This window comes from Klebsiella sp. M041 (assembly GCF_059759695.1).
In genome coordinates this window covers 1-23,251 of the sequence record NZ_JCAXWU010000022.1, presented here as the reverse complement: position 1 = coordinate 23,251, position 23,251 = coordinate 1, and the positions used below count along the sequence as shown (strand labels likewise).

The 23,251-nt window shown below is 62.5% G+C and carries 22 protein-coding genes; 13 read left to right on the top strand and 9 right to left on the bottom strand.

The features are described from left to right. Window positions 1-74 precede the first annotated feature (74 nt). Entirely contained in the window at window positions 75-338 is a 264-nt protein-coding gene (locus AC6CWS_RS22600) for a putative hemolysin (RefSeq protein ID WP_008805145.1), read from the top strand. Between the two features lie 31 nt (window positions 339-369). Here the strand turns inward: AC6CWS_RS22600 and hslJ are convergent, their stop codons facing one another. The 3 genes from hslJ to AC6CWS_RS22585 all read right to left on the bottom strand — a co-directional run bounded on the left by hslJ (window position 370) and on the right by AC6CWS_RS22585 (window position 2,571). Next, the gene (gene hslJ / locus AC6CWS_RS22595; RefSeq protein ID WP_065882208.1) at window positions 370-810 is read right to left on the bottom strand and encodes a heat shock protein HslJ; all 441 of its coding nucleotides are present in this window, start codon (window positions 808-810) and stop codon (window positions 370-372) included. Between the two features lie 123 nt (window positions 811-933). Further along, on the bottom strand, window positions 934-1,923 hold the full coding sequence (locus AC6CWS_RS22590; RefSeq protein ID WP_032452619.1) for a 2-hydroxyacid dehydrogenase: 990 nt from the start codon (window positions 1,921-1,923) through the stop codon (window positions 934-936). 147 nt (window positions 1,924-2,070) lie between these two features. Further along, window positions 2,071-2,571, bottom strand: a complete 501-nt coding sequence (locus tag AC6CWS_RS22585) for a DedA family protein (protein WP_023289432.1) — start codon at window positions 2,569-2,571, stop codon at window positions 2,071-2,073. A 206-nt stretch (window positions 2,572-2,777) separates the two neighbouring features. On the opposite strand from AC6CWS_RS22585, the gene AC6CWS_RS22580 reads away from it, so the two are divergent. From AC6CWS_RS22580 to AC6CWS_RS22570, 3 genes are read left to right on the top strand one after another with little or no spacing between them, the layout of a single operon-like run. Continuing rightward, a complete protein-coding gene (locus AC6CWS_RS22580; RefSeq protein WP_065882209.1) occupies window positions 2,778-5,417 on the top strand; it encodes a YdbH family protein in 2,640 nt (879 codons plus the stop codon). Next, window positions 5,414-5,599 (top strand): YnbE family lipoprotein, encoded by a 186-nt coding sequence (locus tag AC6CWS_RS22575; RefSeq protein ID WP_004204017.1) that lies wholly within the window; start codon window positions 5,414-5,416, stop codon window positions 5,597-5,599. Before AC6CWS_RS22580 ends, AC6CWS_RS22575 begins: the two co-directional genes overlap by 4 nt. 7 nt (window positions 5,600-5,606) lie before the next feature. Continuing rightward, window positions 5,607-5,930 carry a YdbL family probable chaperone protein gene (locus AC6CWS_RS22570; RefSeq protein ID WP_004204018.1) on the top strand — a complete coding sequence of 108 codons (324 nt, stop codon included), beginning with the start codon at window positions 5,607-5,609 and terminating at the stop codon, window positions 5,928-5,930. Here the strand turns inward: AC6CWS_RS22570 and feaR are convergent, their stop codons facing one another. After that, on the bottom strand, window positions 5,931-6,833 hold the full coding sequence (gene feaR / locus AC6CWS_RS22565; protein ID WP_065882210.1) for a transcriptional regulator FeaR: 903 nt from the start codon (window positions 6,831-6,833) through the stop codon (window positions 5,931-5,933). Between the two features lie 235 nt (window positions 6,834-7,068). On the opposite strand from feaR, the gene AC6CWS_RS22560 reads away from it, so the two are divergent. Together AC6CWS_RS22560 and AC6CWS_RS22555 are read left to right on the top strand one after the other, a co-directional pair. Continuing rightward, window positions 7,069-8,568 carry an aldehyde dehydrogenase family protein gene (locus AC6CWS_RS22560; RefSeq protein ID WP_023289436.1) on the top strand — a complete coding sequence of 500 codons (1,500 nt, stop codon included), beginning with the start codon at window positions 7,069-7,071 and terminating at the stop codon, window positions 8,566-8,568. A 124-nt stretch (window positions 8,569-8,692) separates the two neighbouring features. Further along, window positions 8,693-9,583, top strand: a complete 891-nt coding sequence (locus tag AC6CWS_RS22555; protein WP_023289437.1) for an oxidoreductase — start codon at window positions 8,693-8,695, stop codon at window positions 9,581-9,583. A gap of 17 nt (window positions 9,584-9,600) precedes the next feature. On the opposite strand, the gene AC6CWS_RS22550 is transcribed toward AC6CWS_RS22555, so the two are convergent. The 4 genes from AC6CWS_RS22550 to AC6CWS_RS22535 are packed head-to-tail and all read right to left on the bottom strand — an operon-like array spanning window position 9,601 to window position 13,611. Next, on the bottom strand, window positions 9,601-10,332 hold the full coding sequence (locus tag AC6CWS_RS22550; protein ID WP_032452631.1) for a class II aldolase and adducin N-terminal domain-containing protein: 732 nt from the start codon (window positions 10,330-10,332) through the stop codon (window positions 9,601-9,603). Window positions 10,333-10,337: 5 nt separating this feature from the next. Then, window positions 10,338-11,168: an ABC transporter substrate-binding protein gene (locus AC6CWS_RS22545; RefSeq protein WP_023289439.1), complete on the bottom strand. Its 831-nt coding sequence runs from the start codon at window positions 11,166-11,168 to the stop codon at window positions 10,338-10,340. 23 nt (window positions 11,169-11,191) lie between these two features. Further along, a complete protein-coding gene (locus AC6CWS_RS22540; RefSeq protein WP_065882212.1) occupies window positions 11,192-12,064 on the bottom strand; it encodes a phytanoyl-CoA dioxygenase family protein in 873 nt (290 codons plus the stop codon). Between the two features lie 26 nt (window positions 12,065-12,090). Next, entirely contained in the window at window positions 12,091-13,611 is a 1,521-nt protein-coding gene (locus tag AC6CWS_RS22535) for an amino acid ABC transporter permease/ATP-binding protein (RefSeq protein ID WP_023318097.1), read from the bottom strand. A 488-nt stretch (window positions 13,612-14,099) separates the two neighbouring features. On the opposite strand from AC6CWS_RS22535, the gene AC6CWS_RS22530 reads away from it, so the two are divergent. The 7 genes from AC6CWS_RS22530 (at window position 14,100) to AC6CWS_RS22500 (ending at window position 20,583) form a co-directional block, all read left to right on the top strand. After that, window positions 14,100-15,014 (top strand): LysR substrate-binding domain-containing protein, encoded by a 915-nt coding sequence (locus AC6CWS_RS22530; RefSeq protein WP_004204026.1) that lies wholly within the window; start codon window positions 14,100-14,102, stop codon window positions 15,012-15,014. Window positions 15,015-15,183: 169 nt separating this feature from the next. Further along, entirely contained in the window at window positions 15,184-16,440 is a 1,257-nt protein-coding gene (locus tag AC6CWS_RS22525) for a flavin-containing monooxygenase (RefSeq protein ID WP_023289443.1), read from the top strand. 26 nt (window positions 16,441-16,466) lie between these two features. Then, window positions 16,467-16,901, top strand: a complete 435-nt coding sequence (locus AC6CWS_RS22520; protein ID WP_004190423.1) for a RidA family protein — start codon at window positions 16,467-16,469, stop codon at window positions 16,899-16,901. Beyond that, entirely contained in the window at window positions 16,898-17,572 is a 675-nt protein-coding gene (locus tag AC6CWS_RS22515; RefSeq protein ID WP_044522615.1) for a DUF1028 domain-containing protein, read from the top strand. Before AC6CWS_RS22520 ends, AC6CWS_RS22515 begins: the two co-directional genes overlap by 4 nt. After that, complete coding sequence (gene argE / locus AC6CWS_RS22510) at window positions 17,565-18,734, top strand: acetylornithine deacetylase (RefSeq protein ID WP_065882213.1); 1,170 nt, start codon at window positions 17,565-17,567, stop codon at window positions 18,732-18,734. The genes AC6CWS_RS22515 and argE overlap by 8 nt, the downstream gene beginning before the upstream one ends. Window positions 18,735-18,758: 24 nt before the next feature. Continuing rightward, complete coding sequence (locus AC6CWS_RS22505) at window positions 18,759-19,577, top strand: phytanoyl-CoA dioxygenase family protein (protein WP_044522619.1); 819 nt, start codon at window positions 18,759-18,761, stop codon at window positions 19,575-19,577. Window positions 19,578-19,599: 22 nt separating this feature from the next. Next, complete coding sequence (locus tag AC6CWS_RS22500) at window positions 19,600-20,583, top strand: zinc-dependent alcohol dehydrogenase family protein (RefSeq protein WP_074442594.1); 984 nt, start codon at window positions 19,600-19,602, stop codon at window positions 20,581-20,583. 2 nt (window positions 20,584-20,585) lie between these two features. Here AC6CWS_RS22500 and tynA read toward each other — a convergent pair whose 3' ends face one another. Beyond that, window positions 20,586-22,853: a primary-amine oxidase gene (gene tynA, locus AC6CWS_RS22495; protein ID WP_048334930.1), complete on the bottom strand. Its 2,268-nt coding sequence runs from the start codon at window positions 22,851-22,853 to the stop codon at window positions 20,586-20,588. Window positions 22,854-23,251: the final 398 nt, after the last annotated feature.

The following is a 23,251-nucleotide window of genomic DNA, read 5'->3' as shown; positions in this document are numbered from 1 at the left end:
CCTCTCGACGCCGCGCGCCACGCTGCCTATTATTCTTGGGTTTGCTTTTTAAGACGTTTCCGAGGGGAGAGAAAATGCGAGCTGCGATATTAGTGGGATGTGCGGCGCTGTTGCTGTCGGCGTGCAGTAGTGAACCCGTTCAGCAGGCCACGGCGGCGCACGTCACGCCAGGAATGCGGGCTGCGATGAGCGACGCCGGTCAGGCCAACTGCGCCATGATAGGCGGCTCGTTATCGGTGGCTCGTCAGCTCGATGGTTCGGCGATCGGCATGTGCGCGTTGCCGAACGGTAAACGCTGCAGCGAGCAGGCGCTGGCGGGCGGAAGCTGCGGCTATTAATGGCAGCCCCGCAGCGGGTTCACCACGCCGGCTAGTGCATCAGGTCGGCGAGCTTATAGACCAGCGTCTGGTCGGCGGTCGCCAGCGTCAACTGGTTTTCCGTCAGATCGACCTGCGCGCCCTCGCGCAGCATCTTACCAATGGTCGCGTCAAGGGTATTGAGCTGGGCATCCTGGCACAGCATCCGGGTCATCGCCAGCGATTTAACCTTCAGCTCGCCGTCCGACACCTTACCTTCCCCGCTGAAGCCGTTGCACATATTGCCCGAAACATACATATTGCCCGTAATAGCCATCTTCTCGCCGAAGCTCAGCTCCAGCGGCCGGTCGCCCGCGTTCACCGCCTGGCCGTTGACGCTGGTCAACACGAAACGATGATGCTGTAGCTGTTCCGCGCCGGTGGACACCTTACTGTTATAGACACAGCCGGACAGCAGCAACCCTGCCGCCAGTAATGCCGCAAATTTGTTCATTTTTACTCCAAAACATTCACATTACTAATAAAATAAAGCCAGTGTAACGGTATCGCAGCGGGGATCTGTGGGGATTATCTGAATGTGCTCCCCCCGGGGAGAGGAGCACAAAAGGGAAAGGAATCAGACGATAGCGTTCGGGCAGGTTTCACCGTTGGCGACCTGCTGCAGATTGCCCAGGGTGGTCTCCGAAATGCTGATCAGCGCCTCGGCGGTGAGGAACGCCTGATGGCCGGTGAACAGCACGTTGTGGCAGGCGGAGAGGCGACGGAAGACGTCGTCCTGGATCACGTCGTTGGATTTGTCTTCGAAGAACAGATCGCGTTCGTTCTCATAAACGTCCAGCCCCAGCGCGCCGATTTTCTGGTGCTTCAGGGCATCGATGGCCGCCTGGGAATCGATCAGCGCGCCGCGGCTGGTGTTAATCACCATCACCCCGTCCTTCATCTGATCGAAGGCCTCGCGATTGAGCAGATGGTAGTTTTCGTCGGTGAGCGGGCAGTGCAGGGAGATCACGTCCGACTCCTTGTACAGCGTGGCCAGGTCAACATATTCCACCCCCAGCTCCAGCGCGGCGGCGCTTGGGTACGGATCAAAAGCCAGCAGACGCATGCCGAAGCCTTTAAGGATCCGTAGCATCGCCACGCCAATTTTCCCGGTGCCGATCACCCCGGCGGTTTTGCCGTACATGGTGAAACCGGTGAGGCCTTCGAGGGAGAAATTGGCATCACGGGTACGCTGGTAGGCGCGGTGGATGCGGCGGTTAAGCGACATCATCATGCCGATCGCATGTTCAGCGACCGCTTCCGGCGAGTAGGCCGGGACGCGCACGACGCGCAGGCCAAGCGCTTTCGCCGCCTCGAGGTCGACGTTGTTAAACCCGGCGCAGCGCAGGGCGATATACTTCACGCCGTGGGCCTTCAGCTCCTCCAGCACCGGACGGCTGCCGTCGTCATTGACGAAGATGCATACCGCTTCGCAACCGTGGGCGGTTTTGGCGGTTTTCTCTGTCAGCAGGAAGTCGAAGAATTCCAGTTCAAAGCCGTAGGTATCATTAACGTGCTGCAGGTACTTTTTATCGTACTGCTTCGTACTGTAAACCGCGATTTTCATAAGACTTTTCTCCAGTGATTATAACGTCACGGTAGCATATTTAAAATAATCGTACAATTATTAAAAAATAGTTTAAATAGCAGGTGCTTATCCTAATTCTAGAGCATATCGCGGATTTGCGGAATCTCTTTGAAAGACAAAGTTTTTTCACCACAAACTCAGGCTTAAAGCGCCGGGGGAGAGCAGCAGAAACGGCCACAGCAGACCGGAGGTAACGTTAGCCAGCTGAAACGACCACAGCGGCAGGCCGCTGGCGCCGCTGACCAGGGGCAGGGTGGCGCGCAGGGGAGAGAGGAAGCGACTGAAAAAGACCGCCCACAGCCCGCGGCGCTGAAAAAAGAGTCGGCTGCGGGCCAGCCGCTCGGCGGTCAGCCAGCGCAACTGCGTGAGGCGGTGACGATAGCGAACGCCTAACCACCACGAGAGCCAGAATCCGCCGATGGCGCCGAGGCTGGCGCTGGACCACATTAACAGGAAATGACCGAGGCTGGCGGACGCGAATGTCCCCAGCAGCAGCAGGCCGGAGGTGCCCGGGATCGCCAGCGACACCAGCGCGCAGGATTTAGTGAAGGTGAGCAGGAAAACCATCAGTAATACCAATGGATAGTGGCCCTGTGCGCTCTCAATGAGCGAGATAATTAACGACACTGTCTCTCCCGCAAGCAAAACCGAACTGGCTGGAGTGTGGCAGGTAGCGCTTAAACAAAAGCTAAATAGTGACGAGCGATCGCCGCGCCGCGATACCGGCTGGCAACTATGCTTTAACAGGTCGCAAACTTTCACTCACTGGTCGAACGTGTCACAATGGGCGCCTTTCGGCTTTTACTTATGTTGAATCAGGATATTAACTGCCCATGAAGGGTAAATATAAAGCCGCCATCGCGCTGGTGCTAGCGCTGGTGTTACTGCCGCTAACCCTGCTGTTGACGCTGACCCACTGGGTGCCGACGCTGGCGGGCATCTGGCTGCCCGTGGGCACTCATATCGCTTTGCAGGAGAGCCCGCGTCTTACGCGCTCCGCCCTGCTGATCCCCGATCTGCGCTATCTGGTGGGCGACTGTGAGCTCGCCCGGGTGACCGATGCCCGTCTGTCGCGCCCCAGCCGCTGGCGGCTGCATATTGGCCAGCTGGAGATCAACAGCGCCTGCCTGAGCAAACTGCCGGCCAGCGATCCCGCGCCGGGGTCGCCTCGCACCCTCGCCGAATGGCAATCAATGCTGCCCTACAGCTGGTTAACCATTGAGAACCTGCGGCTGTCGCCGTGGGAAAAATGGCAGGGGCGGCTGGTGATGTCCTTGACGCCTGCGCAGCAGGATATCGGCTTCGCCGGGAATGATTTGAGCCTGCAGGCGCGCCTGCGCGGCCAGGCGCTCACTGTCAGCCAGTTCAGCGCCCGGCTGACTGACGATCAGCCGCCGGTGAAGCTGGTGGGGACCTTCCATCTGCCGCTGGTGCCGGATGGCCTGCCGGTCGATGGCCAGATGCAGGGCACCTTCGAATTTCCGCAGACCGCAGAATGGATCGATGCCGAGCTGGCGTGGCAGCATAATCGCGGCCAGCTGCTGGTCACTCCGCGCGGCGAGGTGGAGCCCATTCTCGACCTGCCGTGGGAGATCACCCCGGAACGGATCACCATCAGCGACGGCCGCTGGCGCACCCGCTACGAGGCGTATCCGCTGAGCGGCCGCGTGGCGCTGTCGGTCGGTAACTGGCAGCAGGGCACGGAACAGATGATTGTCAGCGGCCGCTTAAATGTGCTCACCGAGGGGCATGCCGGCAAAGGCAACGCGGTGCTGAATATCGGTCCGGGCAAGTTAAGCATGGATAACAGCGACCTGCCGCTGCGGCTCACCGGCGAGGCCAAGCTGGGGGAGATGATCTTTTACGCCGCGCTGCCGGCTCAGCTCAGCGGGTCGCTGGTCAGCCCGCAGCTGGCGTTTCACCCCGGGGCGCTACTGCGTTCGCGCGGGCGGGTGATCGACGCGCTGAACATTGACGAAATCCGCTGGCCGCTGGCCGGGGTGAAGGTTACCCAGCAGGGCGTCGATGGCCGCCTGCAGGCGATCCTCCGCGCCCATGAGCAGCAGATGGGCGACTTTACGTTGCACCTGGACGGCCTGGCGAACGATTTTCTGCCCGACAGCGGCCGCTGGCAGTGGCGCTACTGGGGCGAGGGGCATTTCACGCCAATGCAGGCGCGCTGGGATGTGAAGGGCAGCGGTGAGTGGCGGGACAATGCCATTACGCTGAGCAGCCTCTCCACTGGCTTCGATAAGCTCGAGTACGGCACGATGCGGGTCAGCACGCCGCGTCTGACCCTCGAGCAGCCGATTCGCTGGCTGCGCGACGCTGAGCATCCGCGGCTGACCGGCGCGCTGTCGCTGGATGCGGCAAAAACCACCTTCTCCGGCGGCAGCTATCTCCCGGCGTCGACGCTGAAATTCGCTGTCGACGGCCGGGACCCGACGTGGTTCCAGTTCACCGGCGCGCTGCACGCCGATACCATTGGCCCGGTGCGGTTGACCGGGCGCTGGGATGGCGAACGGCTGCGCGGCCAGGCCTGGTGGCCTAAACAGTCGCTGACGGTATTCCAGCCGCTGGTGCCGCCGGACTGGAAGATGAACCTGCGCGAAGGCAGTCTCTATGCGCAGGTGGCCTTCTCGGCGGCAGCCGGGCAGGGATTTGAGGCGGGCGGTCATGGCGTCCTGAAGGGCGGCAGCGCCTGGATGCCGGATAACCAGATCAATGGCGTCGACTTCGTTCTGCCGTTCCGCTTCAGCGATGGCCACTGGCAGCTGGGCACCCGCCGTCCGGTCTCCCTGCGCATTGGCGAAATCGTCAACCAGGTCACCGCGCGCAACCTGACGGCGGACCTGCAGGGCACCTGGCCATGGAGCGAGGCCAATCCGCTGCAGCTTAGCGACGTCAGCGTCGATCTGTTAGGCGGCAAGCTGACCCTGCTGCAGCTGCGCATGCCGCAGCGCGACCCGGCGCTGATCCGTCTGCAGCACATCTCCAGCAGCGAACTGACCAGCGCGGTCAAGGTGAAGCAGTTCGCCATGTCCGGGGCGGTGAGCGGCGCGCTGCCGCTGTGGCTGGAGAACAATCAATGGATTATCCACGACGGCTGGTTGCGCAATGACGGACCGATGACGCTGCGGCTCGACAAAGACACCGCCGATGCGCTGGTGGCGGACAACGTCTCCGCCGGGGCGGCGATCAACTGGCTGCGCTATATGGAGATCTCCCGTTCATCGACGCAGATTAACCTCACCAATCTGGGCGTGCTGACGCTTAAGGCCGCCATCAACGGCACCAGCCGGGTGGACGGGAAAAGCAGTACCGTGCATTTAAACTACGCTCATGAGGAGAATATTTTCGATCTGTGGCGCAGTTTACGCTTCGGCGACAATTTACAGGCGTGGCTTGAGCAAAATGCCACGCTGCCCGTGCGGCGCTGTACGGACGGTAAGACATGTAAGGAACCTAAATGAAGAAGCTGTTACTGGCCATAGTGGCGTCGATGCTGCTTGCCGGCTGTACGCCGCGTATCGAAATTGCGGCGTCGAAAGAGCCCATCACCATCAATATGAATGTCAAAATTGAGCATGAGATCCATATCAAGGTCGATAAGGATGTGGAAAACCTGCTGAAATCCCGCAGCGATTTGTTCTGAGGCGACGATGAGAAAACGACTGTTAACCGCGGCGCTGGCGCTGACTCTGCTCAGCGCGCCCGCGCTGGCGTTGACCCTGAGCGAAGCGCGCCAGCAGGGGCGGGTGGGGGAGACGCTGAACGGCTATCTGGCGCCGCTGCGTCAGGATAAAGAGACGCTGGCGCTGGTGAAACAGATTAACGCCGCGCGCAGTGAAAGCTACCAGCAGCTGGCGGATGACAACAATCTGCCGGTGGATGAGGTAGCGAAAATGGCCGGACAGAAGCTGGTGGCCCGCGCTCAGCCCGGGGAGTACGTCCAGGGGCTGAACGGCCAGTGGCTGCGCAAATAGTTAGCGGCAGCGCTTACGGTATTCGCCCGGCGAGACGCCGAAGCGCTGCTTAAAGGCGGTGGAGAAATGGCTGTGGTCGCTGAAGCCCCAGCGGTAGCCGATCCCCGCCAGCTTTTCGTCGTCATGGACGTTCTGTAACGCCCGGGCGCACAGATCCAGCCGCCGGTTCTTAATATACTGCGCCACTACCAGCCCTTTGTCGGCAAACAGCCGGTAGAGGCTGCGCACCGACATTCCCGTCTCGCTGGCCAGCCACTCCGGCCGCAGGTGTTCCGACTGAATGGACGCGTCGATTAACGCAATGATCTTCTGAAACTGCTGGTCCCGCCGGGACGGGATCGGCTCGCGCTGGCGCAGCACCGGGCGCAACAGGCAGGCGATCGCGTCCAGCGCCGCCTCACTCTCGCTGGCGGAGAGCGTCGTGCCGCCCATACTCTCCAGCAGCAGGCGCTGACTGAGCTGCACCATCGGCAGAGACTTGTCCAGCCGGCAGGCGGTGGCGATCTCGCCCGTCGGCGCCACCCGCTGGCGCGGCAGCAGCAGCGAAGCCTGACGCGAGGTCTGCTGCCACACGATAGAGCACGGGCGGGCGGCGTCGATCAGCGTGATATCCCCCGCCGCCAGGGTCACCTGGCGATCGTCCTGTTCGATCACCGCTTCGCCGGCGAGCTGAAACACGGTATAGAACCAGGCGTCGTTATCGCGTTTGATCTCATTGCGCGTGCGGTAGAGATTGACGCCGGCGGCGGTGACCGTACTGACCTTGAGACTGCCGGCGTAGCGGGCGTCAATGTCGCCGTGAAAGCGTCCCTCCAGCGGCCGGGCGGCGAAATGGCCGCAGACCTGATTGATCGTCGCCAGCCAGCGCTGGTAGGCCAGCCCCCCCTCAGCCGTGGTCATCATTCGCCGTTCTCCTGTAATAATAATGTTTCTGCATTGTTGCATTTATGCCGCCTCAGGCAAGGGCGCGATGGCGGGTATATGAAAGAACTATTACCTGCGGCACATTTCTTTCAGGGCAGGCGACGGAATTGCGGCGACTGTCACAGCGGCGCAAACGAATGTCACAGAGAAAAAAGCGCCAGCTGCCAACCGGACATAGACTGAAAGCACTATCCGCGAAGAATAAGGAAAGGGTATGTCCACCTCTCAGATAGCGCTGCTTGCCAGCGTCCAGCAGTTTTTAGACCGTCAGCATGGCCTGTATATCGACGGCGCTCCCTGCGCCGCGCAGAGCGAAAACCGGTTAACCGTCTGGGATCCGGCCACCGGGCAGGCGATCGCCACCACCGCCGACGCCAGCCCGGCGGATGTCGACCGGGCGGTGATGTCCGCCTGGCGCGCCTTCGTCGATCGCCGCTGGGCCGGTCGCACCCCGGCCGACCGTGAGCGCATCCTGCTGCGCTTTGCCGATCTGGTGGAGGCGCACGGTGAGGAGCTGGCGCAGCTGGAGACCCTTGAGCAGGGTAAATCCATCGCCATCTCCCGCGCCTTCGAGGTCGGCTGCACCCTGAACTGGATGCGCTACACGGCGGGGCTGACCACCAAAATCAGCGGCCGGACGCTGGACGTCTCGATCCCGTTCCCGCAAGGGGCCCGTTACCAGGCGTGGACCAAAAAAGAGCCGGTGGGGGTCGTGGCGGGCATCGTTCCGTGGAATTTCCCGCTGATGATCGGTATGTGGAAGGTGATGCCGGCGCTGGCGGCGGGCTGCTCGATCGTCATCAAACCCTCGGAAACCACCCCGCTGACCCTGCTGCGGGTGGCGGAGCTGGCGACCCAGGCGGGCATTCCTGACGGGGTGTTCAACGTGGTCACCGGCAGCGGCGCCGGCTGCGGCGCGGCGCTGACCTCACATCCGCAGGTGGCGAAGGTGAGCTTTACCGGCTCGACGGCCACCGGGAAACAGATTGCGCGGGTGGCCGCCGACCGTCTGACCCGCGTGACGCTGGAGCTGGGGGGCAAGAACCCGGCGATTGTGCTCAAAGACGCCGATCCCCAGTGGGTCATTGAGGGGCTGATGACCGGCAGCTTCCTCAACCAGGGACAGGTCTGCGCCGCCAGTTCGCGGATCTACATTGAAGCGCCGCTGTTTGACACCCTGGTCAGCGGTTTCGAACAGGCGGTGAAATCGCTGCAGGTGGGACCGGGGATGCAGGAGACGGCGCAGATCAACCCGGTGGTCTCCCGGGCCCACTGCGACAAGGTGGCGGCCTACCTCGAAGAGGCCCGCCAGCAGAAGGCGGAGCTAATCAGCGGCAGCGCCGGGCCGGATGCCGGGGGGTACTATATTCCGCCGACGCTGGTGGTCAACCCGGACGCCGGGCTGCGCCTTACCCGCGAGGAGGTGTTTGGCCCGGTGGTGAACCTGGTGCGGGTGGCTGACGGCGAGGAGGCGCTGCGCCTGGCCAACGACAGCGATTTCGGCCTGACCGCCAGCGTCTGGACCCGCGACCTGACCCAGGCTCTCAACTATACCGACCGCCTGCAGGCCGGGACGGTATGGGTCAACAGCCATACCCTGATTGACGCCAACCTGCCGTTCGGCGGCATGAAGCAGTCCGGTACCGGTCGCGATTTCGGCCCGGACTGGCTCGATGGCTGGTGCGAAACCAAATCGGTCTGCGTGCGTTACTAGCCCTCCGTCGGGGAAGGCGCATCGCTTTTCCCGACATCCCGCTTGCCGACCTCCGCGCTTTCTCGCTACTGTGGAGGGCAATCTTTGCCCGCGCAGGGCGGTGAATGATGAGGAGGTCTTCGGCATGACAGCATTTCCTGAAGTTGCACTAATTGGTCCCGGCGCCATCGGCACGACTATCGCCGCCGCTCTGTTTGCGGTGGGGAGGGCGCCGGTGGTTTGCGGGCGCACTGCCCATTCGTCGCTGGTGCTGCGCACTGATGAGGGTGAGATCGTGGTCCCCGGCCCGGTGCTCACCGACCCGACGGCGATAGCCGCCCCCTTCGACCTGGTGTTTGTCGCGGTGAAGGCCACCCAGACGGAGGCCATCGCCCCCTGGCTGACGGCTCTGTGTTCGCCGGACACCGTGGTATGCGTGCTGCAAAACGGCGTCGAGCAGCGCCAGCAGTTTGCCCCTTTGACCGGCGGCGCGACGGTGCTGCCGTCGGTGGTCTGGTTTCCGGCGCAGCGCGACGCCGATGCTTCCGTCTGGCTGCGCGCCGCGCCGCGACTGACGCTGCCGGACCTGCCGGGGGCGGAGCGGGTGCAGCAGGCACTGGCGGGAACCCGCTGCGCGGTGGAGCTGGCGGCCGATTTTACCACCGTGGCCTGGCGTAAACTGCTGCAGAACGCCGTCGCCGGACTGATGGTGCTGACCGGACGACGCGCCGGGATGTTCGCCCGGGAGGAGATCACCGCTCTCGGACTGGCCTATTTGCGCGAATGCCTGCAGGTGGCGCGGGCGGAAGGGGCCGTCCTGAGCGACAGCGTGCCGGAGGAGATCATCGCCGGTTTTCATCGGGCGCCTGCCGACCTGAGCACCTCTATTCTGATCGATCGCCTGCATGGCCGACCGCTGGAGTGGGATATTCGTAACGGGGTGGTGCAGCGTCGCGGGCGTCAGCACGGCATACCGACGCCGCTCAGCGATATCATCGTGCCGCTGCTGGCGGCGGCCAGCGACGGCCCGGGCTGACCCGGGCTGGCGCGGGGTTAGTCCACCAGGGAGGGATCGAGGTCGATCATCAACTGCTTCATCTCGGCAAAGTGCTGCCGGGAGAAATCGGCAATCTTCTCCCAGTCCTGGGCGGTTTTTTCCGCCACCGCGTCTGACAGCACCTTCAGCGGCTGGCCGGTTGACCAGGCGGTGATCAGGATCTGACAGGCGCGCTCCAGGGTCCAGATATCGTCGAACGCTTCGCCGATGGTCGGGGCGGTCACCAGCACCCCGTGGTTGCCCATCAGCAGACGGCGTTTATCCGCCAGCAGCCCCGCCAGCCGGGCCCCTTCTGCCGCGGTGTCCGCCATCCCGCCGTACAGCGTATCGACGGCGACCCGGTTAAAATAGCGGGCCGTGTTCTGGTCGATGGGCAGGATCTGCGGCGTCGCCAGACAGGCGAGGCTGGTGGTGTACACCGGGTGCAGATGCAGCACCACCCGCACGTCCGGCAGCCGCTGATGGATTTGCCCGTGAATAGCCCACGCGGTGGCATCGACGTCAGGGCGCGCGGCGCAGCTTTCATCATCGGCGTTCAGCACCAGCAGATCGCTGGCGCGGATGCGCGAAAAGTGTTTCCACTTCGGGTTCAGTAAAAACGTCTTCCCGTCGGCGGAGAGCGCGGCGCTGAAATGGTTGGCCACCGCCTCATGCATGCCAAGATGGGCAATGATGCGAAAGGTGGCCGCCAGGTCGATGCGGATCTGCTCTTCATCGGTATCGCGCATGGGCATTACTCCGCTTTTGGCATCAGGGTCTGCAGATCCTCTGCCGTCGGCGCCTGGAAGTGATATTTCTTCAGCAGGGCGGCGTATTCCGGCGTGGTGCTGTATTTTTTCAGCGCCTCTTCAAGGGCGGTTTTCACCTCAGTGTTGCCTTTTTTAACGCCAAAGCCGTTCAGCACCGGATAGATCAGGGTGTCAGAGGCGATCACCACCCGGTCGCCCAGCTTTTCCACCACTCCGCGCGCCACGGCGGCGTCGGTGATCTGCGCATCCACTGCGCGCGACAGCAGCGCCTGGGTGGTCTGCGGGTCGGTGGTATAGACGCTCAGCGCAATCGGCTTCAGCCCCTTCTTCACGCAGTAGTCGGCGGAAAGCTTCTGCAACTGCGCCAGCCACGAGGTGGCGCCCATCGAGCCGATTTTATGCCCGCAGAAGTCTTCCGGGGTCTTTGGCTGATAGTCGCTCCCTTTACGGGCGAGGATCGCTTCCCCGCTTTTCAGGTACGGCACCATGTCGATCACCTTCAGGCGCTCGGCGGTAATGTACATCGACGAGTTGGTGATATCGAAGCGCCCGCCCTGCAGCCCGGGGATCAGGTTGGGGAAGCGGGTATCGATATTCACCGCCTCGCGGCCCATGCTCTTCGCCAGGCCGTCGAGCAGTTCAATATCAAACCCCGCCGGCTTATTGTTCTCCATATACTCGTAAGGGAAAAAGGTCATGTCCGAACCGGCGGTGATCTTGCCGCTTTGCTGGAAGGCCAGCGCGTTCAGGGATGTCAGAGCCCCCGCTGCGCAGAGCAGCAGAGCCAGCGGGCGTGGTGCGAAAAAGCGTGTCATAAAACCTCCGGAGTGTGGGCGAATTACATGCTGGCGCGATCGGCACCGGCCTGCTGAACAAAAAACGAAGCGCCGCGCGGCTTCTGCGGCAGACGAAGCTGGTTATCGGTGCTGCGCACCAGACCGCTCTCTTCCCCGGCCACCAGCTGGCCGGCATGGCGGCTCGGCAGCGGGTTTTCGCCGAAGGGCAGCGCATCCTCGGCGGCGTAGACGCTGATGAACAGGGTGCGCGGCAGGGCGGTTTCGTTGGGGCTGGAGGCGTGCAGCAGGCGGGTATGCATAAAGCAGACTGAGCCCGCCGGGCCAAAACAGGCCTGCGGCTGCTGGCAGTGAGTCGTCACCACCTCGTCATCCACCGCTCCGGTGAAGCGCCCCTCCTGCCAGTGGGACCACAGCGGCCCCTGATGGCTGCCCGGCACCACGTTGAGCGGGCCATTCTCCGGCGTCACCTCGCTGACCATCAGCAGGGCGGTGATGATGTCGTCATTACTGTGCGGGGTGAAGAGGAAATCCTGATGCCATTTCACCTCGGTGGCGGTGTGCGGCAGCTTGGAGTTAATTTTGCTGTGGTGAAAGCGGGTGCCGCTGCCGCCGATCAGCTGCGCGGCGATGGTCGCCATCCGCGAGTTGAGCGCAGTATGGCGATAGGCCTCGGAGATCTCCGTCGGGGAGGCGACCCGGCGCAGCGACGGATGGTCGGGAGCATGGTCGCGCTCAATATCGAAGCGCGGCCGCCCGTCGAGGGTTTCCCCCCACGCCGACGCGTGGCGGCGGCTCTCCTCGACCCAGCCGTCAAAATCGCTCTGCAGAGTGGCGATGTCGGCGGCGGAAAGCACCCCTTCGACCACCAGATAACCCTGCTGATGAAACTGCTCAATTTGCCACTGCGCAATCATAGTTTTTCCTCTTCACGTCCCGATAGTTAAGCCAGAGAAACATCTTTCAGAAAGGCCTCGACCCGCGGGTGTTGCCCGCTGCGCATCGCCTGCGGCGTGTCATCGCACACCACCCGGCCTTTCTCCATAAACACGATCCGGTCAGACACTTTGAAGGCGAAGTTCATCTCGTGGGTGACGATGACCATGGTGATGCCTTCATGGGCCAGGGATTCGATAACCTGCAGCACCTCATTCACTTTTTCCGGATCCAGCGCCGAGGTGGGCTCATCGAACAGCATGATCTGCGGACGCATCATCAGGGCGCGGGCGATTGCCACTCGCTGCTGCTGACCGCCGGAGAGCTGGTGCGGATACTTCCAGGCGTGTTCAAGCATGCCCACCTTGTGCAGCAGCTCGCAGGCGTGCTGGCGCAGCTCCGCGTCGCTTGCCAGATGGTGATAGCGCGGGGCCAGCAGCAGATTGCCGAACACGGTCAGATGCGGGAACAGGTTGAAGCTCTGGAACACCATGCCGATATTCAGACGGTGTTCGGCATTCTCCATAAAGCGCGGCTTCTGCTGCCCCTGACGGTCGAGATGAATAAAGGGCTGGCCGTTAATCTGAATTTCGCCGTTGTCGATCTGCTCAAGACCGTTCAGCAGGCGAATGAGGGTGGTTTTTCCCGAGCCCGACGGGCCGATGACCGACACCACTTCGCCGGGCTGGATCTGCAGGCTCACCGCTCCCAGCACTTCGACGTTGTTGTAGGCCTTATGCAGCTTAGAGGCCTGCAGCGCCGGCTCCTGGCCCTGGGAGACGCTGCGCGCCATCGCCGGGCGGCGGGCGGTCGCCAACTGCTGCATCTCGGCATCCACCGGCCGGGCGGTGTCGCGTCGGGTGACATCGAGGTAGTTCTCCAGCCGTTTCAGCAGAAAATCGAACACCGTGACGATAAAGATGTAATAAAACGCCACGGCGGTCATGGTCTCCATGACCAGAAAGTTCTGCGAGTAGAGCTGCTGGCCAACCATCAATATTTCGGTCAGGGAGATCACCGACACCAGCGAACTGAGCTTCACGATGGCGATATACTCATTGGCCAGCGCCGGCAGGGCGACGCGCAGCGCCTGGGGAATGATCACCCGCCACTGGATCCCGGCGTAGCGTAAACCCAGGGCTCGCGCGGCTTCACTCTGCCCGCGGGGGATGGAGAGCAGCCCGCCGCGATGGATCTCGGCGATATAGGCCGCTTCGCTGAGAACCATCGCCAGCAGGCCGGCCCAGAAGGGGTCGTTCAGCACCGGCGCGAAGGAGGGCAGCGCCTGCGGCATGTTGTAGACAAAAATCAGCAGGACCAGCAGCGGCATACTGCGAAATAACCAGATATACAGCCGGGCAGGGGTGGATAACCAGCCGCGCGGCGACTGTTTAGCCAGCGCCAGAATAAATCCGAGCACAATACTGCAGCCCCAGGTCAGCAGACTTAATTTAATGACGGTCCAGGTGGCCCACCAAAAATCGGCATCGCTGAGCAGACTTAACATGTAGTTCCAGTTAAACGTCATGGGCTATTTCACTCGTCATAATTAACCTAAATGAAAGCGGCTCGGCTGTGCATTAATGGGGAGCCGCCGGTGTTCATCGTGCGAATACACTATGCTGGCAGGATGCTTTCAGAGGCAATTAGTAAATTTTTGGTCTTTAAGTTTAAAAAAACTATACAGCGTTATTAACGATATGGAATTTAAAGTGATTATCAGGATACTTTGCGTAAACAATTTAAAAACAATAGCTGTAATTTAATAACGCCATTTTATGCGGACAGGTTATTTTGCGCGAAACTGGGGCGACCGCTGCCTGCTCAATGTGCAGCGTGATGCATGATGGTGCAAACGGGGAAATAAACCGCGCCGGCGCGGGAGGAGAAAAAATAATATCGCCCCCTGGCGGGCAATGCGCCGCCATTCTTCGCGGGTGGCACGCGGATTGCTTGGGACTTAGAGGAAAACTATTCCCCGCGTGCGCCGGACCATATTTTATCAATGGTGATGCTATGAACCGATTTACCCTGAAGCAGCTCAAATATTTCGTCACCGTGGTGGAGACGGAGAGTATCGCCGAGGCCTCCCGCCAGCTGCACATTGCGCAGCCGTCAATTTCCATTGCCATTAAGAATCTGGAGAGCACCTTCGACCAGCAGCTGTTTATTCGCCACCACGCGCAGGGCGTCTCGCTCACCTCCAGCGGTCGGCGGATCTACGATAAAGCGAAGGAACTGCTGCGCCTGTCGTGGGAATTTGAGCAGAATTCGCGAGCGGATAAAGAGCTGGTTTCTGGCATGATCTCCATCGGTTGCTTTGAGTCGGTGGCCCCGCTGTATATGCCGAAGCTGGTGGCCGGGTTTAAGAAATGCTATCCGGAAATTACGCTGCATCTGTATGACGGCGAACAGCATGAGCTGATGCATGGCCTGCACCGCGGCCGCTTCGACCTGGCGCTGGTCTACGATCTGGAGCTCGGCCACTCGATCAATAAAGAGCGGCTTAATGCTCCGCATAAACCCTACGCGCTGCTGCCCGCCGCGCATCCGCTGGCGCAAAAGGCGCAGGTGACGCTGCAGGAGCTGAGTCGCGAGCCGATGATCCTCCTCGACGCGGTCCCGAGTAAAAATTATTTCATCTCCATCTTTAAGGAAAAGGGCTATCACCCGGAAGTGGCTTACAGCTCCCCCTCTATCGAAATGGTGCGCTGTATGGTCGGCCAGGGGCTCGGTTTTTCGGTGCTGGTCACCCGGCCCTGCTGCGATATGACCTACGATGGCGAAAGGGTGGTGCAGCGGGATATTGCCGACGACATGCCCGCCTCAACCTTAATTATGGCGCACCTCGCTAATAATGAGCCGACGCGGCCGACGCAACTGTTTATGGATTATTGTCGCAGTATCGAATTAACCCCCTCTCACGGCTGAAATAATGCCTGTCGATCCGGCAGGCGTTATTTTTCTGTCGTCACTCAGCCTCGTAAAATTCTATTCAGTCGATCGTTTTATAATATTTTACCAATTCGTCACAGTTAAATAACCTGAAAGCCGTCAATTCCGGCGACCTCGTCGGCAACTGTGCTTGAAGGATAGAGAAATGACTGAACAGATAACCGAGATCGATACCCTGGTGGTCGGCGCGGGGCAGGCGGGCGTCGCCATGAGCGAGCATCTGACCCGGCTGGATATCCCCCATCTGGTGCTGGAGAAACAGGGTATTGCCCAGGCCTGGCGCAGCGGGCGCTGGGATTCGCTGGTGGCCAACGGCCCGGCCTGGCACGATCGGTTTCCGGGGATGGTGTTCCCTGACTGCCCGCCGGACAGCTTTGTCGGCAAAGAGCAGGTTGCGGACTATTTTGCCGCCTATGCCCGCAGCTTCAATGCGCCGATCCGCACCGGGGTGGAAGTGTACAGCGCCGAACGCCTCGCCGGGCGGCCGGGCTTTCGTGTCGACACCTCCGAGGGGGTAATTGAGGCGCAGCGGATCGTGGCGGCTACCGGACCCTTTCAGCGCCCGACGATCCCGGCCATCGCCCCGCAGAGTGAGGCTATTCAGCAGCTCCATTCGGCGCACTATTTTAATCCGCAGCAGCTGCCGGAGGGCGGCGTGCTGGTGGTGGGGGCCGGATCCTCCGGCGTGCAGATTGCCGATGAGCTACAGCGTGCCGGACGCGCGGTGTGGCTGTCGGTGGGGGCGCACGACCGGCCGCCGCGTCGCTATCGCCAGCGCGATTTTTGCTGGTGGCTCGGCGTGCTGGGGATGTGGGACGCTGCAGCCAATGCGCCGGGGAAAGAGCATGTCACAATCGCGGTGAGCGGCGCGCGCGGCGGCCATACCGTTGATTTTCGCCAGCTGGCGCATCAGGGGGTCACCCTGGTGGGGCAGACCCGCGGCTTTGACGGCGCCAGGGCGCTGTTCCACCCCGACCTGGCGGAGAATATCCGCCGCGGCGATGCCTCCTATCTTGCGCTGCTCGACGCCGCCGACGACTGGGTCGCGCGCAACGGTTTGGATCTGCCCGAAGAGCCCTCCGCCCGTGATTTTCTGCCCGACCCGGCCTGCGTCAGCGACCCGCTGCTTAGCCTCGACCTGGCCGAGGCCGGGATCGGCGCCATCATCTGGGCGACCGGGTATACCACCGATTATCGCTGGCTGAAGGTCAACGCCTTCGATGACGCGCAGCGGCCGCAGCATCACCGCGGCGTGTCGACGGAGCCGGGGGTCTATTTCCTCGGCCTGCCGTGGCTGTCGCGGCGCGGGTCCACCTTTATCTGGGGCGTCTGGCACGATGCCAAATATATTGCCGACCAGATCGCCATTCAGCGCCAGTATCAGCGCTACCAGCCGTCCTGATAACCGATTCCTGAAGGAGTGCTTTGATGCCAACCCATACCCGTATTCGCATGTTTAACACCAAAGAGACCTACCCGAACCAGGCGCTGAATAACGATCTGTGCCAGGCGGTGCGGGCGGGGAATACCGTCTACGTTCGCGGCCAGGTCGGCACCGATTTCGCCGGCAACCTGATCGGCCTCGGTGACCCGCGGGCCCAGGCGGAGCAGGCGATGAAGAATGTCGAACAGCTGCTGAAAGAGGCCGGCAGCGACCTCTCGCATATCGTCAAGACCACCACTTATCTGATCGACCCCCGCTATCGCGAGCCGGTCTATCAGGAGGTGGGCAAATGGTTGAAAGGGGTTTTCCCCATCTCCACCGGAGTGGTGGTGTCGGCCCTGGCGCAGCCGCAGTGGCTGATGGAGATTGACGTCACGGCGGTGATCCCCGACGACTGGCAGGGGGAGGCGGCAGAATGACCCTCTCCCTTACCGCCCGCTGCCCGGAAACGGGTCAGTTGGGCATCGCCATTAGTTCATCGAGCATGGCCGTCGGGTCGCGCTGTCCGTGGCTGCTGCCCGGCGTGGGGGCGGTTTCCAGCCAGAATATTACCCTGCCGTCGCTGGGGCCGCAGATCCTCAGCGCGATCGAGGCGGGGGCCAGCGTTGAGCAGGCCATGAAGCAGGCTCTGGCGGAGGATCGCTTCCGCGAATATCGCCAGGTCGCAGCGATTGACGCCAACGGCGACACAGCGGTGTTCAGCGGGGAGTTCACCCTCGGGATCGGCGGCGCCCTGGCGGGGGATAACTGCGTGGCGGCGGGCAATATGCTGGCCAGTCAGGGCGTGATCGCCGCTATGGTGGGCGCCTTTGAGGCCGCCACCGGTGAGCTGGCCAGCCGGCTTCTGGCCGGGCTGCGCGCCGGGATCGTCGCCGGGGGCGAGGCCGGCCCGGTCCACTCGGCGGCGGTGAAGGTGGTGGATGATTACCCGTGGCCGGTGGTCGACCTGCGCATTGACTGGGCGGAGGCGGATCCGCTGGCGGCCCTTGAGCAGCTGTGGCTGGCGTGGGAGCCGCAAATGGAGGCCTATATTACCCGGGCGCTCGACCCGCGCGAGGCGCCGGCCTATGGCGTGCCTGGCGATGAATAACACGCCGGGAGCGATCCTTGCCGCGCTGCTGGCCTTTGATACCACCAGCCGCCATTCGAACCTGGCGATGATCGACTGGATCGCCGATTTTCTCGCCGCCCGCGGCGTGGCGTCCCGCCGCTTTTATGACCCGTCGGGGGGAAAGGCCAATCTCTACGCCCGGCTGGGGCCGTCCGGCGGCGGCGGGGTGATGCTCTCGGGCCATACCGACGTGGTCCCGGTGGACGGGCAGGACTGGAGCGTGCCGCCGTTCAGCCTGACCGAGCGCGATGGCCGCTACTACGGCCGCGGCAGCGCCGATATGAAGGGCTTTCTCGCCTGCGTGCTGGCGGCGGTGGATGACTTTCTGGCGGCGCCGCTGCGGATGCCGCTGCATCTGGCCTTCTCCTATGATGAAGAGGTCGGCTGTCTCGGCGTGCGTAGCCTGGTGGCGTTTCTGCAGGCCTCGCCGGAGAAACCGGCGCTGTGCCTCATCGGCGAGCCGACGGAGATGCAGCCGGTGTTCGGTCATAAAGGCAAACTGGCCATGCGCTGCTGTATCGAGGGCCAGGCCTGCCATTCGGCCTATGCTCCACAGGGCGTGAACGCCATCCGCTACGCGGCCAGGCTGATTAATCGCCTGGATCGGCTGGGCGCGCGTCTGGCCCGGCAGCAGGACAGCCGCTTCTCGCCGCCCTTCAGCACTCTGCAGGTGGGCACCATTCAGGGCGGCGCCGCGCTGAACATCGTCCCGCAGTCCTGCCGCTTTGATTTTGAGATCCGCTACCTGCCGGGGATGCGCCCCGAAGCGGTCACCGAGGCGCTGGCGGCCTACGCCCGCCGCCGGCTGCTGCCGGAGATGCGCCGGGTCGGCGGCGGGAGCGACATCCAGTTTCAGCTGTTGAGCCACTACCCGCCGCTGCTCAGCGATCCGCAGTCCGACTTCGCCCGCTGGCTGGCGCAGTGGTGCGGCAGCGATCGGTTTTCCACCGTGGCGTTCGGCACCGAAGGGGGGCTGTTCGATGAGATGGGCGTCGCGACCCTGGTCTGCGGGCCGGGCAGCATGGCCCAGGGCCATAAGGCCGATGAGTACATCAGCATCGACCAGACCGAACGCTGTATGACGATGCTGGGCCAGCTGTGCGCCTGGATGCGCGCCGAGCCCGCAGAACCGCTTACCTGATCCACCCACACAGGAACCCAAGCGATGCACAATCAACACTCTCCCCATATCGATCAAGCGACTGTCGACCGCTGGCAGGCGGATGGCGTGGTATTACTGAAGGGCGTTTTTACCCCCTGGGTTGAGCGCCTTGCCGAGGGGGTCACGGCGCTGATGGCCAGCCCCAGCGAATATGGTCATGCGCGCACGGTGATCCCCAAAGATGGCTCGCCGCCTTTCTTTCAGGATTACTGCAACTGGTCGCGGATCCCGGCGTTTAGCGAGTTTGTCTTCCAGTCGGCGGCCGCGGAGATCGCCGCGGCGCTGATGCAGTCGCAGACGGCGAAATTTTTCCATGAGCATACGCTGGTCAAACCCGCCGGAGGCAGCACGGTCACCCCCTGGCATCATGATCAGCCGTACTATTGCGTCTCCGGCCGGCAGAATGTCAGCTTCTGGATCCCGCTGGACCCGGTAGCGGAGGCCACCTCGCTGCGCTGCATTCGCGGGTCGCATCGCTGGGAGGCGGAGTACAGTCCCACCCGCTTCAATGGTACAAAGCTCTACGAGCACACCCGGTTCAGCGCGCTGCCGGATATCGACGCCCATGAGGATGAGTACGATATCGTCAGCTGGGCGCTGGAGCCGGGGGACGCGGTGGCCTTCCATTTTCGCACCGTCCATGGCGCCCGCGGCAACCCCGGGGCGCGGGCGCGACGGGTCTTCTCCGCCCGCTGGGTGGGGGATGACGCCGCGTTTGCCGACCGCGGCGGCGTGACCTCGCCGCCGTTCCCCGAACTGACTCTGCGGGACGGCGACCCGCTGGATTCGCCACTGTTCCCCCAGGTCTGGCCACCGGCGTAAGCGGCTGCGGACGGGATCTGCTATGATCCCGCCTTTCGTTGTCTGGAGCCTGTCGATGTTCAATGACGCCATTGTTTATGACCGCTACGGGCCGCCGGCCGCGGTGCTATCGCTGAAACGCACCCCGCTGGCGCCGCTGGCCGGCGGACGGGTGCGGGTCAGGATGCGCTATGCCCCGGTGAATCCCTCAGATCTGATCCCCATTACCGGCGCCTATCGCCACCGTACCCGACTGCCGGCCGTGCCCGGCTACGAAGGCCTTGGCGAGGTGGTCGCCGCGCCATTCGGCAGCCGGCTGACCGCGGGCCAGCGGGTGCTGCCCCTGCGCGGGGGCGGCACCTGGCAGCGGTTTATCGATCTGGATGAGACCTGGCTGGTGCCGGTTCCCGCGGCGGTGGACGATCTGCTGGCCGCCCGCGGGTATATCAATCCGCTGACCGCGATGCTGATGCTCAGACGTTGGCCGGTTGCCGGGAAACAGATCGTGCTGACCGCCGCCGCCTCCTCTTGCGCCAGCCTGCTGGGGCAGTGGGCGCTGGCCATGGGCGCCCGTTCGGTAAGCGGGATTATTCGCTCGCCGCAGCATCGGGCGCGTCTGGAGCAGGCCGGGATCTATCCGATCCTCGAGGCCGACCGGGCGCTGGTGGAGAAGGTCAGCCAGCACAGCGATCTGGTGTTTGACGCGGTGGGCGGGGAGCTGGGGAACACGCTGTTGTCGGTGCTGCCCGCATCGTCGATCCTGATCTCCTATGGCTTATTATCCGGACGGCCGCTGATCCAGACGCGCGCCAGCGCGGCGGTGCGCAAGTTTCATCTGCGGGAGGCGCTGCCTGGCCTCAGCGTGGCGGCATGGCGGGCGGCGTTCGAGGAGATCTGGCAGCGGCTGCCGACGACCACGCAACCGCCGGCCCGGCGGGTGGCGTTGAACGACTGGCGGGAGGCGATTGCCGCCGCCGGCCAGCCGGGAAGAGGCGGTAAAATCCTGCTCGATTTCACCGTGGGTTAAGATTACTGTTTCTTCTCGCCGAGGGTCGGCGTTTCGTCAAAGAAGTTCCATGGCTTCAGCAGGGCGTGCGCCCATTCGGTGGGCATGATCGGCCACTCTTCAGCCCGCGCCACGTGGGTGGTGCCGGTGGTGATCCACACCACGTCATCCTGGTGCGTCAGCGACTCATCGTCCTTCGCATACTGGCCTAACCCGGTATCGTGAGCGGAGCGGTTGGGGTATTTGCCTTCCGGATAGCGTTCGCTCGGGTGGTAACGCGTCACCCACAGCTGTTTATCCATAAAGCTCAGACGATGGTAGATCCACTCGTCCGGGGCGAATTTTGCGCCGGTCGCCGCCGGATGGGTGCCGCCGGCGTAAGGGATGATCTGGTAAGAGACCGGGTTGCCCATGCGGTTCTCTTTGCTGGTGTTGCTCAGCAGGCGAATCGTGCCCGGGTCGAATTTCTGCGCCGCTTTCTGTTCGCTGTCGATCGTGTACTGATTCACCTGCATGGTGCTGGTGCGCGGGCCGCCGGCGGTGTTGGGCTTCACCTCCGGGTCCATCGCCACCAGGGTGTTGTTTTCGCCGTCCACGTCGAGGTCGAGGCGGAAGTTATAGATATGCTGGTGGGTGGTGCCGACAATATTATGGTCGATCAGCGTTCCGTAGCGGGTATCCTCTTTGGCGCTGGGGTCGTGCATGGTCTTCGCCAGCACGCCTTTCACCGCCTCAATCCCGGTGGCGCCGGCGTCGATACCGATGGTGCCGTTGTCGTGGAATACCCAGTCAAAGATATAGTCGTAGTTGCCGACGGTGCTGATCCAGCGCACCACCAGCTCCCGGCGCTCGGTACTGACGTTGGGCTTGCCCATCTCCAGGTGCTTATATTCCGGCCCGGCGTAGCGCTCGAAGATGGCGACAGCGTGCGGGATGGTGGTCGGCGCGCCGGTGTAGTCGGCGATGGTTTCATCCAGCAGCACCGCATTCGACGGCGCGTCTTTGCCGCGTACAATCGGCGAGGTCAGGGTGCCCATGCCGTAATCGCCGGAGTCCAGATAGGCTTTGAAATACCAGCCGACGTCCGGGTCGCCGTAGGGGACGATCATCCCGCCGAGGGAACCTTCATACATCACCTGGCGTTTTTTGCCGTTATCGTTGTAGGTCACCGTCGAGAGGATAGGCCCGACGCGCGAGTTAAGACGCAGGTGGAAATCCCAGTTCCGCCAGTGAATGGTATCCCCGGTAATGGTGTAGTTTTTGCCTTCCGGTTCAGTAATATCCAGCGGTTTCACTGCCGGGGCGTTGCGGTCCCGGCCATCATACGGCCGCGGTTCCATCGGCACCGGGATCACCGGGCCTTCCTCGATTTTGATGATTTTCTTCGCTTCCAGGTCGACCACCGCCACCAGGTTTTCAATCGGGTGCGCCCAGTAGTTGCCGTCGCCGGTATCGAGATAGCTGACCACCTTCAGCAGGCGCGCATCCTGCTGCAGGCCATCTTTGCCATCGAAGTAGCCAACGGTGAGCGGGGTGGTGACCACTTTTCCAGGATCGGTAATCCCGTGCTTTTTCAGCACCGCCGCGAATTCACTGCTGGCGTTGATGATGTTCTGCACGCTGGCGAAATCATCGAGCAGCACCATGCCGTGGGCACCTTTGATCGGCGTCCATGAGAGGATTTTTTTGTGTTGCAGATCGACCACGGCCTCCATCACCTGTTTGCCATCCAGCATCACCACATCGGCAGTGCGCGGCGCATCCACCGGCGTGCCCTGCAGGGCGAAGGCCCATACCGCCGCTTTATCCGGCTCATGCAGGGAAATTTCACTAAACCGGGTATTAGGCTGGAATTCCGGCGCGGCTTTGACAATGGTCACCGCGTCGCTGATTTCCGCTGCCGAGAGCGAGTTTAATGGGTGAGGGCGCTTTTCCACCTGGAAGGTCTGGTCGAGACCGGACTGGAACACGTCGTTGATAAAGGTATCGGAGACCCAGGCTTTACCGTCCTTCATCACCACCGGCACCGGCAGATCAAGGGTTTTGCCGTTGACGATCGCGGTTTTAGCGCCGGGCTTCACTTTGACGTAAGCGCCGTCTTTTATCAGGGTAAACATTTGCGCATAGTCGTCCCACTGCACGTCAGCGCCAAACGCCTCCAGCGTTTTATCCAGTGGCACCATGTGCGCTTCGCTGCCGTGAGCGAAGACCGGGGATTGCCAGGCGCAAACCACCGCCACGGCCAGCGCCAGCGCGGTTTTACGAGGGGAAAATTTCAAGCCGTTTGCCATGATGACCTCATCTTATAGTTGTGTTGTCTTTTGCCGCTGCGAATGTCGGCTTTGTCACCCTTAAGCTACCAGCCCGCGGCGCCGGGGCGTTTGTTTGCTCTTGCCAGGTTATTTGTCAGGTTTGCCAGACGGACGTAAAAAATGCCTCCGCAGAGGCATGGAGCACGTGCGCCGATTTTGTGCCGGGTGGCGGCTGTGCCTTACCCGGCCTACCTGTCCGGGTCTGACTGCCAGTAGGCCCGCGCAAGCGCAGCGCCGCCGGGCAAGGACAGCGGGCACGGAGCCGGTTTTGTGCCGGGTGGCGGCTGCGCCTTACCCGGCCTACCTGTCCGGGTCTGACTGCCAGTAGGCCCGCGCAAGCGCAGCGCCGCCGGGCAAGGACAGCGGGCACGGAGCCG